General features: G+C 52.6%; 12 protein-coding genes and 1 riboswitch. Of the genes, 11 read left to right on the top strand and 1 reads right to left on the bottom strand.

Annotation, left to right across the window (positions count from 1 at the left end; all coding sequences use genetic code 11):
* Positions 1–176: 176 nt before the first annotated feature.
* The gene (locus IBX50_RS11590; protein WP_292256020.1) at positions 177–1,088 is read right to left on the bottom strand and encodes a cobalamin-binding protein; all 912 of its coding nucleotides are present in this window, start codon (positions 1,086–1,088) and stop codon (positions 177–179) included.
* Positions 1,089–1,132: 44 nt separating this feature from the next.
* Positions 1,133–1,385: riboswitch (cobalamin riboswitch) on the top strand.
* 134 nt (positions 1,386–1,519) lie between these two features.
* Between IBX50_RS11590 and IBX50_RS11585 the strand changes: the two genes are divergently transcribed.
* From IBX50_RS11585 to IBX50_RS11535, 11 genes are all read left to right on the top strand, one after another.
* On the top strand, positions 1,520–3,316 hold the full coding sequence (locus IBX50_RS11585; RefSeq protein ID WP_292256018.1) for a TonB-dependent receptor: 1,797 nt from the start codon (positions 1,520–1,522) through the stop codon (positions 3,314–3,316).
* A 17-nt stretch (positions 3,317–3,333) separates the two neighbouring features.
* Positions 3,334–3,939: a cob(I)yrinic acid a,c-diamide adenosyltransferase gene (cobO, locus tag IBX50_RS11580; RefSeq protein WP_292256017.1), complete on the top strand. Its 606-nt coding sequence runs from the start codon at positions 3,334–3,336 to the stop codon at positions 3,937–3,939.
* A 29-nt stretch (positions 3,940–3,968) separates the two neighbouring features.
* Positions 3,969–4,913 (top strand): adenosylcobinamide-phosphate synthase CbiB, encoded by a 945-nt coding sequence (gene cbiB / locus IBX50_RS11575; protein WP_292256014.1) that lies wholly within the window; start codon positions 3,969–3,971, stop codon positions 4,911–4,913.
* A complete protein-coding gene (cobD, locus tag IBX50_RS11570) occupies positions 4,895–5,935 on the top strand; it encodes a threonine-phosphate decarboxylase CobD (RefSeq protein ID WP_292256012.1) in 1,041 nt (346 codons plus the stop codon). Before cbiB ends, cobD begins: the two co-directional genes overlap by 19 nt.
* Positions 5,935–7,431: a cobyric acid synthase gene (locus IBX50_RS11565; protein WP_292256010.1), complete on the top strand. Its 1,497-nt coding sequence runs from the start codon at positions 5,935–5,937 to the stop codon at positions 7,429–7,431. The genes cobD and IBX50_RS11565 overlap by 1 nt, the downstream gene beginning before the upstream one ends.
* The gene (gene cobU / locus IBX50_RS11560; RefSeq protein ID WP_292256008.1) at positions 7,419–7,982 is read left to right on the top strand and encodes a bifunctional adenosylcobinamide kinase/adenosylcobinamide-phosphate guanylyltransferase; all 564 of its coding nucleotides are present in this window, start codon (positions 7,419–7,421) and stop codon (positions 7,980–7,982) included. Before IBX50_RS11565 ends, cobU begins: the two co-directional genes overlap by 13 nt.
* Before the next feature lie 78 nt (positions 7,983–8,060).
* Positions 8,061–8,729 (top strand): hypothetical protein, encoded by a 669-nt coding sequence (locus IBX50_RS11555; RefSeq protein WP_292256007.1) that lies wholly within the window; start codon positions 8,061–8,063, stop codon positions 8,727–8,729.
* 57 nt (positions 8,730–8,786) lie between these two features.
* Positions 8,787–9,173: a peptide-methionine (R)-S-oxide reductase MsrB gene (gene msrB, locus IBX50_RS11550; protein WP_366930719.1), complete on the top strand. Its 387-nt coding sequence runs from the start codon at positions 8,787–8,789 to the stop codon at positions 9,171–9,173.
* Between the two features lie 126 nt (positions 9,174–9,299).
* Entirely contained in the window at positions 9,300–11,309 is a 2,010-nt protein-coding gene (locus IBX50_RS11545; protein ID WP_292256003.1) for a methyl-accepting chemotaxis protein, read from the top strand.
* A gap of 7 nt (positions 11,310–11,316) precedes the next feature.
* Complete coding sequence (gene cheB / locus IBX50_RS11540) at positions 11,317–12,396, top strand: chemotaxis-specific protein-glutamate methyltransferase CheB (protein WP_292256001.1); 1,080 nt, start codon at positions 11,317–11,319, stop codon at positions 12,394–12,396.
* A partial coding sequence (locus tag IBX50_RS11535; protein ID WP_292255999.1) for a protein-glutamate O-methyltransferase CheR occupies positions 12,393–13,333 on the top strand: 941 nt, incomplete at its 3' end. The genes cheB and IBX50_RS11535, both read left to right, overlap by 4 nt.

Here is a 13,333-nt window from a genome sequence, read left to right as displayed (position 1 = left end):
GCTAACGGATTTTAAGGAGCTTAGCAATAGGATCTTGGGTGGTCCCAAGGGCAATCGGGCTTAATTCTGCTTGCAGAATGCGTTGTTTCGATCCATCGTGTCTATAGCGGGTTGGGACAATGATTATCTGCTCAAGCTATTGGGCATCAATTAAGACCGATTGCCATGGATGAAAGCTAGTCGCCGTAGATCAGCCTGGCTTGTTGCAGTTTCTGGCAGACCATTTCAGTGCCTTGCAGCATTCTTGGGGTAGCGCGTTGTAGCAGTGAGGGTGGAATAAAGTACAGCTTGTTGTCCCGCACTGCCTGCATGGATTCAAAACGCCGCCAGTTGTTGATCCAGACAGGGTTTTCTTCGCCCATACCACCACCCAGAATCACCTCTGGGTCTTGCTCCAGCACCGCTTCACGGCTGATGCGCGGGATGAGTTGTTTGATATCAGCAAAAACATTCACTCCGCCGCAGAGGGTGATGGCTTCATGAATAATGTGTTGGTGGTTAATGGTCATCAGGGGTTGCTCCCAGACCTGATAAAACACCCGTACCGGGCGCTGATGGGCATAGGTTTGTTGTAACTGTTTGACCTGAGCTTCCAGTGATAAAGCGGCCTGCTCAGCAGTGGTTTCCTGTCCGGTCAGGTGACCCAGCTGGCGTAATCCGTGTGCCAGGCCGGCAAAACTGAGTGGCTCCGAAAAATAAACCGGAATTCCCAGACGCTGCAGCTGTTCTACCTGAGCCAGCGGGTTGCCACTGTGCCAGGCAATCACCAGATCCGGTTGTAATGCCACGATGCCTTCAATATCCAGCTGATTGTAACCCCCGACCAGTGGCAGGCTGAGCGCGGCTTCTGGGTAGTCGCTGTAATTCACCACACCCACCAGCAGATTTCCGGCACCGATGGCAAACAGGTTCTCCGTGATGTGGGGTGCCAGGCTCACCAGTCGTTGTGCCGGTTGTGGCAGTTGCACTCTACGCCCTGCATCATCAGTCAGTGTTAGGGCTGACGCGCTGTTTGCTATGGCGGGGTGTGTCAGAAAAATTAGCAGCCAGGCCAGTAAAAACCCTGTAAAACGGATGGAAAAAGTCATGAGAATCAGTCAGCTTTGATTGGAAAGCACCGCAGTATACGTGTATTCTTGTCGACCTTCGAGGTGCCCGTCCAGCTTTGGCTGTACGGGATAATCGGGAAGCCGGTGCGCAAACTGCTGTTTGCAAGTCCGGCGCTGCCCCCGCAACGGTAAGTTCTGTGCCTTCAGCAATGAAGGATTTTTTCCTGATACCACTGTGCTTCCACTGCTGTTTGCAGTGCATGGGAAGGTTGGAAAAAATCTGGTTAGACCAGACACAAACAAGCCCGGAGACCGGCCTTGAAGACGAGGAGTGGCGGTGGGCCAGGCAACCTCGGCGAGCTGATTTTGTTCAGCTTGCCCTTTCTGCTTTTGCCCGTCTGCCGCTGTTAAAACTATGACCGGAATACATCCGGCCCTTTGTGTGCGGGCGGCACGCAGGAAAAATCATCATGAAAAAACTTTCCCCTTCTTCTGCCTGGCTGGCTTCTGCTGCGCTGGGTGTTTTTGTTTTGGCACCACTGACCCAAGCGCTGGCATCCAGCCTGGATACCCTGGTGGTAACCGCCAGTCGTACCCCTCAGACAGTAAATCAGAGCCTTGCTTCAGTCACGGTGATTACCCGTGAGGAAATTGAACGTCTGCAGGCTCTCTCACTGGTTGATCTGCTGCGTTCTCGTGCTGGTATCGACATCACCAGTAACGGTGCTTTTGGTAAAACCACCGGCCTGAGCAGTCGAGGCACCAACTCCAATCACACCCTGTTGTTGGTTGATGGCGTGCGCATGGGTAGTGCCTCATCTGGTGGAGCCTCCTGGCAGTATCTGCCTGCCTCGGAAATTGATCGGGTTGAAATTGTGCGCGGCCCCAGAACCAGTCTGTATGGTTCAGATGCCATTGGCGGGGTGATTCAGGTGTTTACCCGCCGTGGACAGGTGAGTGATCCAAAACTGAACGCTTTTGCCGGTGCGGGAAGTTTTGGCACACAAAAGTACGGTGCCAGTGTGGCGGGTGGCAATAAAACCCTGCTCTACAGCTTGGGTGTCAGTCGTTTTGATACAGATGGTATTAATGTTCGGGACAGTGGTGATGATGGTCGGGATGGTTATGATAATACTTCTTTTACCGGCAACTTTGAGTACCGTCTGAGTCAGGCCACCCGTTTTACCACCAGTCTTATGCATTCCAGTGGTAGCAGTGAGTATGATCCGGGCGCTGATGATCATCAGGAGTTTGTTCATTCCGCCGTACGTGTTGCCTGGCATCAGCAACTGACCAATCAGTGGGGCAGTGAGCTGGCTGTAGCGCAGAGCCGTGATGAAAGTGAAGCCTTTGACCGCTGGCCGGGTTATTTCAACACCCGTATGGATCAACTGAGCTGGATCAATACCCTGCAACTGGGGATTCACAAAATTCAAGTAGGTGTTGATGCCCTGAAAGAACAGTTGGATAGCAGCACCAACTATGATGAGGATTCACGCAACAATTTAGGTGCCTTTGCACAGTTGCAGGTTCCTTTTGGGCAGTTGAGTAGTGAATTTAGTCTGCGCTTTGATGATAACGAACAGTTTGGTAATAAAACCACCGGGCAGGCTGGACTGGGTTACTGGGTGTCACCGGAACTGAGCCTGCGCTCCAGCGCCGGTACGGCCTTTGTGGTGCCCACCTTTAACCAGCTTTACTGGCCGGATAGTGGTTGGGGTGGTGGTAATCCAGATTTGAAGCCTGAGCAGTCAACCAGTTATGAGTTGGGTGCCTATTATGCGTTGGACGGCTGGTTTGTGGATCTGGCTGTTTTTCATACCGACATTAACGATTTGATCGCGGGTTTTCCTGCCGAGAACATCAATGAGGCTCGTATTCAGGGTCTGGAGGCTGAGGCCGGTATCCGTCATAACGGTTTGAATCTTGTGGCGGCAGCAACCCTGCTAAAACCAGAAAATCGTGAAACCGGCAAGGATCTGCGTCGTCGTGCCCGTCAAACCTATCGAGTGGATGTGGATCAACAGTGGCAGATGCTGTCAGCGGGTCTGTCTGTTATCCATCGTGGCAAGAGTTATGATAATGCTACCAATACCACTGAGATTGATGGTTACACCCTGTTGAATCTGCGTACGGCTTGGCAGATTAATCCGGCATTCAGCCTGCAGGCCAGTGTTGAGAATGTGCTGGATAAAGACTACACCACGGCTGTGGATTATAACGAACCGGGGCGTGCGGCGTATCTGACACTGGTTTATCAGCAATAATTTTTCGGAGCGAAACAATGACCGACAACAACAAGACCCAGCGCCATAAACAGCGTATGGAGCGCCACAAGGCGGTGGTGGATGAAAAAATTGCCAGTGCCACCAGTGAGCGTGGGGTGGTGGTGGTGCACACCGGTAATGGCAAGGGCAAGAGTACAGCGGCCTTTGGCATGGCAGCCCGTGCGCTGGGGCATGGTATGCAAGTCGGCATTGTGCAGTTTATCAAGGGTAGTTTCAGTACCGGTGAAGAAGCCTTTTTCCGGCGTTTTCCAGAAGTCAGTTACCACGTGATGGGGCAGGGTTACACCTGGGAAACCCAGAACCTGGAACAGGACAAGGCTACCGCAGCCAGAGGTTGGGCGCAGGCCAAGTCTTTTCTGGAAGATCCAGCGGTCGATCTGGTGGTGCTGGATGAGCTGAATATCGCGCTGAAATACCAGTACATCAATATGCAAGAGGTGCTGGATGCGCTGGCACAACGTCCACCCATGCAGCATGTGGTGATCACCGGGCGCGGTGCACGGGATGAGCTGATTGCTGCTGCGGATACGGTTTCCGAGCACCGAGAGATAAAACACGCCTTTCATGCCGGTGTAATGGCACAAAAAGGTGTTGAGCTCTGATTGCTGTTGATGGACTGATTCCAGCGGTCTTGCAGCCAGCCCTGATTCTGTCACTGGCATTGCTGCTGGATCGCTGGCTGGGTGAGCCACAACGCTGGCATCCACTGGTGGGATTTGGCTGGCTGGTTGCCCGTATTGAGCAATTTTGCCATGCCAGTCACCGTTGGGCGGGGGTGCTGGCGCTGTTGCTGGCGGTGCTGCCTTGGGTATTGCTGATCTGGGGGTTGCGCAGTCTACTGGCTGGCAACCCACTGTTGCTGCCGTTGGCATGGCTGCTGGATGTGCTGGTGATTTATCTGGCGGTGGGCTGGAAAAGTCTCGATCAACACCTGATGCAGGTGTTTCAGGCATTACAATCTGGCCAGTTGCCACTGGCACGGGAGCGGGTGGGCTGGATTGTCAGTCGTGATACCCAGGCGCTGGATGAAACCGGCATCAGCCGTGCGGGTGTTGAATCCCTGCTGGAAAACGGCAATGACGCGGTGTTTGGTGTGCTCTTCTGGTATCTGCTGTTGGGTTTGCCGGGTGTGGTGTTGTTCCGGCTGGTGAATACCCTGGATGCCATGTGGGGTTATCGCACTGAACGATATTTGTATTTCGGCTGGGCAGCGGCAAGGCTGGATGACCTGCTGAACTGGTTCCCAGCACGCCTGACCGCCTTGTCTTATGCGCTGGTTGCTCTGTTCAGTGGACGCTTTTTCCGAGTACTGGCTGCTGCCAGGCACAGCAGTAAAGAATGGAAAAGCACTAATGCCGGAGCGGTGATGGCTGCTGGTGCGGTGGCACTGAATGTGCGGTTGGGTGGTGGTGCTGTTTATCACGGGCAGTGGCAAGAGCGCCCAATACTGGGTGAAACCACGGCTCCTGAACCAACAGCTGTTCATCTGCAGGCTGCCAGCTTTCTGTTGTATCGAGCCGTATTACTCTGGTGTGTTTTGATTGGGTTGGGTGGTTTATGCCTGCTGCTGATCTGAATTGTGCTGTGGTACACGGTGGTCGCTTACGACAGGCGGCGCAGCATTATGCTATTCCACTGGATCAATGGCTGGATCTTTCAACTGGCATCAATCCGCAGGGCTGGCCAGTGCCTCATGTACCTGCTGAAGTCTGGCAACGCCTGCCGGAAGAAGATGACGGGTTGCAGCAAGCCATGACGGCCTATTATGCCAGTGCAGATGGATTGGCAGTGCCCGGCAGTCAGGTCGCTATCCAGTGCCTGCCAGAGCTGCTTTTTACTGATGAGACTCCCGCGAGTATTCGTGTGGCACTGTTAAGTCCCGCTTATTCTGAGCATAGCAAGGCTTGGCAGTCAGCGGGTTTTGATGGTGTGGCGGTGACAGCTGAAAACCTTGAACAATGCCTGTTGGATGATGTGAACATCCGTGCTCTGGTGCTGATTCAGCCGAACAATCCCACGGGGGTGGTGTTTGCCCATGAGGATTTGCAGCGCTGGCATCGGCTATTAATGGCGCGTAAGGGTTGGTTAGTGGTGGATGAAGCCTTTTTGGATGCTTTACCGCAGGCAAACAGCATGATTCAGCCATCCATGCCACCGGGACTGGTGGTGTTGCGCTCATTGGGTAAGTTTTTTGGTCTGGCCGGGTTGCGCCTGGGGTTTGTGTTTGCTGAAAACAACCTGTTGCAGCAGTTGCAGGCTCGACTGGGGCTCTGGGCAGTGTCCCATCCAGCGCGTTATCTGGGACGACTGGCCTTGCTGGATGATCAGTGGCAACAACAAGCCCGCCAGCGTTTAAAACAGGATAGCCAGCGTTTGTTTGAGCTGTTGCAGTCAGTCCATCTGCCACCTGTTGGCGGCACGCCACTGTTTCAGTGGGTGTTGATGGCTCAAGCGAAAAAACTGGCCGATCGGCTGGCACAGCAGGGCATACTGGTGCGATCTTTTGAACAGCCGTCGAGTTTAAGGTTTGGTCTGCCACAGACAGAAGCCGAATGGCAGCGGCTTGAACAGGCTTTACAGGTTTTGCAGGAGCAGTGATGAACAATGTATTGATGGTGCAGGGCACCACCTCGGATGCAGGCAAAAGCCTGCTGGTCACTGCGCTGGGGAGCGCCTTGTATCGGCGTGGCATTCGCGTGGCACCCTTTAAACCCCAGAATATGGCACTGAACAGCGCCGTGACTTCAGAAGGGGGTGAAATTGGTCGGGCCCAAGCCGTGCAGGCGGCTGCTTGTGGATTGTTACCCACGGTGGATATGAATCCAGTGTTGCTGAAACCCACCACGGATCGCAAGGCTCAGGTCATCATCCACGGCAAAGCGATCAACACCCAGGATGCAGTGACCTACCATGACTACAAAAAGACTGCCCTGCAGGCTGTGTTACAAAGCCACCAGCGGTTGGTGAAAGAGTTTGATGTACTGTTGGTGGAAGGTGCGGGGTCTCCGGCAGAAATTAATTTGCGGCAGGGAGATATTGCCAATATGGGGTATGCCGAGGCGGTGGATTGCCCGGTGATTCTGATTGCTGATATTGACCGTGGCGGAGTGTTTGCCCATCTGGTAGGTACCCTGGCGCTGCTGTCACCCAGCGAACAGGCACGGGTGGTCGGGTTTGTCATCAACCGCTTCCGGGGTGATCTGGCTTTGTTGCAACCGGGTCTGGACTGGCTGGAAGCCCACACAGGTAAACCTGTCTTGGGTGTGTTGCCCTACCTGATGGATTTACAGCTGGATGCCGAAGATGCACTGCCACAAGAACGACGGGTTAAAAGTGAGGCGGTTGTTAAAGTCATTGTGCCGGTCGTACCGCGTATTTCCAATCATACCGATTTTGATGCCCTGATCCAGCATCCACAGGTGGATTTGCAGTATGTTCGTGCCGGTGAGGTTATCCCTGCTGCTGATCTGATTATCTTGCCCGGCTCCAAAGCAGTCAGAGCAGATCTGCAATGGTTGCGGGAGCAAGGCTGGGAATCGGCCATTCAGCGCCACCTGCGTTATGGCGGCAAGCTGCTGGGGATTTGTGGTGGCCTGCAGATGCTGGGGCAGGTGATTCATGATCCGCTGGGTCTGGAAGGGGAAGCAGGTTCCAGTCTCGGGCTGGCTTTGCTGGATCTGGAAACCCGGCTGGATACAGAAAAAGTGCTGCGTAATACGGCAGGCTGGATGGTTGGTCTGGGTGATCAGCAGATTCCTGTCCGAGGTTATGAAATCCATGCCGGACGCAGCAGTGGCAGGGCGCTTGAGAAGCCGCTGCTGTTATCGGATCAGGGTTTGCCGGATGGTGCCGTCAGTGAGGATGGACAAATACTGGCCAGCTACTGGCATGGTCTGCTGGATCACCCGGAAGCACTGGATGCCCTGTTGCACTGGGTTGCAGGAGAGGGGGCAGGGTTAAAAGCAATGCCGGATCTGGATAGCCTGCGCGAACAGACTTTTGAGCGTCTGGCCGATCTGGTGGATGAGCACCTGGATATGCCACGCCTGCTGGCGCTGGTCGGGCAACAGGAACAAATACCATGCGGCAACTGATTCTGGGTGGGGTGCGCTCCGGCAAAAGCCGACTGGCTGAACAAAGGGCGCAACAGCGATCGGAACAGACGGGTTGGCCGGTCATCTATGTAGCTACGGCGCGTGCCGGTGATGGTGAAATGGCTCGGCGCATTCAGCAACATCGCCAGTACCGCCCGAATGACTGGATAACGCTGGAAATTCCTGATGCCCGCTTGCCGATCCGGTTAAAACAGCTGTTGCAACAGCCGGGGGTTATCCTGCTGGATTGCCTGACCCTGTGGCTGACCCAAATTTTGTGTGAGGATCTGGTCGATGAACAACCCTTGAGTGAAGTTTCCCTGCAGCGGGTGGATCAGGTGCTGGATGAGCTGGTCGAGGTAGTCACTGCGGGTGGGGTGGCCGATTTGATTCTGGTGGGTAATGAAACTGGATTGGGTATCATGCCAATGGATGCCCTGACCCGTGCTTTTGGAGATCGTGCCGGGTTGTTGCACCAGCGACTGGCGGCAGTGAGTGAACGTGTGATTCTAACTGTGGCTGGATTGCCATTGCTGGTGAAAGACACATGAGTCTACTCAGATCAGGGTATCACTGATATTCTGTTGGTGAAATGCTCCTGATGTGGATGCAGATAAAGAGGTTTCAGGATGAAAACAAACAAGTTTACCTACCTGTTCATGACCCTGCTGCTTATACTGCTGACAGCAACACCAGCCTGGGCTTATATCCCCTTCAAGGCTGAATATCTGGTAGAGTCCCGTTACAAGCTGGCGCCCAGTGTCAACCTGACGCATGAGATTCGATGGCGAGCTGGCATGTACCATGTGAGCATGGAAGCAGGTAACAGCCTTGTCAGCTGGAGGGAAAACAGCCGCTTTACACTCAGTGATACAGCCTTGCCGGTCTCAAAGGATTTTCGCTCCCGCACCCGTGTGATCCAGAATCGCAATGATCGTAAACTGAGCTTTGATGGCCGTAATGATGGCCGTAATGATGGCATTCTGGATCGTCAGACTCTGGTTTTTGCCCTTCCTTTAATCGCGCAACAGCGGGGTGTCGGTGCCAGCGGTATGCTGGAATCACTGAATCATCGTGGGCGAGAAAAAAACATTGAGTATTTTGTCCATGAGCTGCTGGATTATGAAGGCAGCAGAGCAGCCCTGATTGATGTCTGGTTTGAAGGTAAGCCTGATGAACTGTTGGGTCGAGTGTATTTTTCATTGGAGGTGCCCGGTTTGATCCTTCACGCAGAAGCTTTTGATGAGGATGGTCGTTCACTGGGTACACTGAAGCTGACACACTGGTCTCCCATTTAAATTCTGAGGTATGCCGTGAACACCAGTAAAAATGATAAAGCAGAAGATCTGACCCCCCTGAATAATCAACAGAAACAACTGCTGGCGCAGAAACTTTCACCGGAAGCACGGCATGTATTGTTGAATCAGGGCACTGAACCACCTTTTTGTGGTGGACTGCTGGACAACAAGTCATTCGGTGTTTATCACTGTGGTCTGTGTGATTTACCCTTGTTCCGCTCGACAGACAAGTTTGAATCCGGAACCGGTTGGCCAAGTTTTTATCAGCCGATCAAACCTGAGCATCTCTGTTATATAGAAGATGAGTCACACGGCATGTTGCGCACAGAAATTCGCTGTGTTCGTTGTGATGGACATCTGGGGCATGTTTTTGATGATGGCCCTAAACCAACCGGTTTACGTTATTGCCTCAATTCTCTTGCTTTGGTATTCCACGCAGACTGATTCTTGCCAAAAAACCTGTCTTTTCTGCTTCTTGCAGGACTTTGCTGAGATTATCCTTGCATTGTGCGTCCAATCAACGGTAATTTTTACAGAACATTAAAATTAAAGTCATCTTAAGGCTGAGCTATGCGTAATTTATGGAATAAGCTATCCCTCCGCTTACGTTTGTTTGTTTCTTTTGGCATCCTGTTGGCGGTGATGATGGCTTTTTCATTATCACTGCAATCCCATTTTTATACCCAGAGCCGGGTCGAAAACCTGCTGCAACATGAACTACCAACACAGCTGAATCATCTGGCCGCTCAGGTTGCTTTGAGTCTGGCACCGAGCCTGCAGGTTTCTCGAAGTCTAGCCGCCAACACCTTTCTGGAAAGCTGGATACGCAAGGGCATGCCAGAGAGTGATCTGCCTCAGGTACAGGCAGAAATGGCGCAGGTTCATAATCAACTGGATGCAGGAGTTGTTTTTATTGCAGCCAATGATGGTGAACGCATTTTTTATCACCATTACCAGAGCGGTCAGTTGAACCGTCGACAAATGTTTCGTTCCAGTGCGGATGATGCCTGGTATTTCCGTTATCTGGGTACTGATGCACCTTACGAGCTGAATTTAGATTCTAATGAGTTCAGTGGCGAAGCACTGCAGATGTTTGTGAACTACAGCAGTCAGCAGCGTAATGCCAAGGGTGAACCCATCAGTGTGGCTGGGGTGGGTCTGGATATGTTGCATCTGGCGGAAATGATCAGTGCTTACCGTCTGGGTCAAAATGGTCGTGCTTCATTAGCCAACCGGGATGGACGTGTGGAGGTTCGACCAGACGGTGCGGTGATTAGTGATCTCAGTACAACACCGGAGTTGCGTTCTTTGTTGGGCAGCCGAGAGGTGACTGTTAATCAGATGCAGTATGAAGGCCAGGATTTGTTTGTGGGTGTGATCTGGATTGCTGATTTACAGCGTTATCTGGTGGTTGAAGTTCCCAGTGCCGAGTTTATGGCGCCGATTGAACAACAGCTTTACCAGTCCCTGATCATCGGATTGGTATTGATTGGTCTGAGTTTACTGGTTTTGTACCCTCTGGCCGCTTCTCTCAGTCGTCCACTGGTAGCGTTTCAGCAGCAGTTAAAAAACATTACCCGCACCTTGGATTTGTCGCAGCGATTGCAGACAGATGATAAGTCTGAGCTGGGCGATCTGGCTGATCAGACCAACAGCCTGCTGGAGCGTCTGTCCCTGGCTATCAGTGAGGTGTTTCGCAGCTCCACTCGTCTGACTGATTCTGCTGGTCGTCTGGCACAAACCGCCGGTTTGGTGAGTCGTAACAGCAACCTGCAGCAGGAAGTCAGCCAGTCGATGGCCGCAGCGGTGGAAGAAATGTCGTCTTCGGTGGCAGAAATCACCTCCACCATGGAAGAGCTTTCAGCATCTTCAACACAAATTGCTGATCATTCCCAGTCGGTGGTGGATGTTGCCAACCTGACGCTGGACAGCAGTAAAAAGGGTGCCAGTGCCATGCAGCAACTGCAGCTGCGGATGAGCGAAATCCACCGGGATAATGAACAAAGCCTGCACGAAATCATGGAGCTGGGGGCAAAATCCAAACAAATCAGCAAGGTAATGGATTTAATTAACACCCTGGCGGATCAGACCAAACTGATTGCGTTTAACGCCGCATTGGAGGCTTCCAGCGCCGGTGAGTCTGGCAAGCGTTTTTCGGTAGTGGCCGGAGAAATCCGCCGCTTGGCTGACAGTGTGACCGACTCCACCCGTGAGATTGAAGACCGGATTCAGGAAATTCAGGATTCCATCAGTCGTCTGGTGATTACCTCGGAAAAAGGTTCCAGCTCCATTCAGGCTGGGATGGAAGTCAGTTCCGTGACAGCAGAAGACTTAAATGCACTGGTCCGTGCCGCCAGCCAAACCAGCAGTGCAGCTCAGCAGATCTCCATGTCCACCAAACAGCAGAAAACCGCCAGCAGTCAGGTGGTAATTGCTTTGCGTGATATTGCCAATGCCAGTACACATAACGCCCAGTCGGTACGCAATATCACCGATATCAGCGAAGAAATGCTCTGTATGTCGGAAGATCTGAGTCGTCTGGTGCAGGAGTTCAAGATGGTCGGCAAACAGGAGGGATGATTCTGTCATGATGATGCCCCGCCTGATTCGTGTTCTGATCACTGACGACAGCAGTATGGCGCGTGGTTTGCTGCGCGCCATTCTGGAGGAAGAAGAGGGCATTGAGGTGATTGGTGAAGCCTGTCATGGCAAAGAGGCGCTGGAAATGGTTCAGCGATTGCAACCGGATCTGGTGACCATGGATCTGGATATGCCAGTGATGGGTGGCATGGAAGCCATCGAAGAAATCATGCACACCAAGGCAGTGCCGATTCTGGTAGTCAGTGGCCAGTCGGATGCCGAAAAAGCTTATGAAGCTCTGAGGCTGGGCGCACTGGAAGTGATCAACAAACCTGCTTACACACCGGATGAAGCGGCTGAGTTTGTGGCGAAAGTTCGCTTGTTGTCGGGTATCCCGATGATCACCCACCTGCGCCGCAAGGCACTGGTCAGCCCCGTTATTGCGCCGGTGGATTTTTTTGCAATCATTAAGCAGCCTGATTTTAAGCAGGTTTTTGTGATTGCCTCGTCCACGGGTGGTCCCCAGGCACTAGCCAGTCTGCTGCCGCAGTTGGATGAACATTTTCCAGCACCGATATTAATTGCCCAGCACATGAGTGATGGTTTTGTCAGTGGCATGGCACACTGGCTTTCAACCCTGTGCAAGCTGCCGGTCAAGGTGGCTGAAGAGGGCGAAATACTGAAGCCTGGGCAGGTGTATGTTTCACCCTCGGAACAACATCTGACCATTACTGGCTCGCATCAGATTCATCTTAAGCCCTGTCTGGAAAAAGATATTTACCACCCCAGTTGTGATCAGCTGCTGAAATCAGTGGCTCAGGCATATGGCAAAAATGCCGTGGGAATCATCCTGACTGGTATGGGGCGGGATGGTGCTGCCGGTATGGCTGCGATTGATGCGCATGGGGGTGTGACTTTGGCTCAGGATGAAGCCAGCTCGGTGATTTATGGCATGAATCAGGAAGCGGTGAATGCCGGAGTGGTTCATCGGGTGTTGCCCTTGAGTGAAATCGCTGCAGAAATGCTCAAGGTGTTACAGCTGCAGCCTGCCGGTTATCTGGCTGCGCTGCGTAGGGGACAGTTATGAGCAGCGCAGAACTGGCGCGTTTTAAAACCCGTATTTATGAACACTGTGGCCTGCTGCTGGAAGGTATTGCTGAAGACCGGCTGCGCAAAGCGATACAAAAAAGTGCCACGCAGGCTGGTTGTATTGGTTTGGATGCTTATTATCGCTTGATCAACAGTGATACTGAAGAGTTTGATGCCTTGATCAGCCAGCTGACGGTCAACGAAACCTATTTTTTTCGTGAACCAGAGCAGATTCAGCTGTTCAGCAAGGTGTTAATTCCCCGATTGCTGGAACACCGCAGTGGTCATCAGCCCATTCGTATACTCAGTGCAGGGTGTTCTTCTGGTGAGGAACCTTACAGTCTGGTGATGGCCTTGCAGGAAGAATATGGCTCACGAACCCGTGAGCTGTTTCATTTTGATGCCGGTGATCTGGATCAGCAAATTCTGGCCAAGGCACGACGGGGGGTGTATTCGGCTTTTTCTTTTCGTGGAGTGGATGAGCAGTTACAAAAGCGGTATTTTCAGCCTTTACAAACGGGTTATCAGTTGTCAGCGGATATCCGCGAGCAGGTACACCTGCATGAACTGAATCTACTGGCTCCGGTGTTCCCCGCAGGCCTGAAAAACTACGATCTGATTTTTTTCCGTAATGTATCCATCTATTTTGATATGGATGCCCGGCAGCTGATTCATCGCAAGTTTTATGATCTGATGAAAGACGATGGCATCCTGCTGTTGGGTAGCTCAGAAACCCTGGGTAATGATCTGGGTGTGTTTGAACTGGTTGAGGAGGCGGGGCAGTACTTTTTTGTTAAAGGGGATGTTTACAAACCCTCAGGCAGTCAGGCTGTTGGCTGGGGTCATGGTGCTTTGTACCGTCAGCCAGTTGCCCAGCCACAAGCCGTGCCAGCCGCGCCCTTGCTGATACAAGTGCCGCCAGAGGTGGTTGAACC

The sequence above is a fragment of the Marinospirillum sp. genome, from assembly GCF_014859565.1.
The sequence above is the reverse complement of the archived record's forward strand: the minus strand, read 5'-3'. Positions and strand labels throughout refer to the sequence as shown.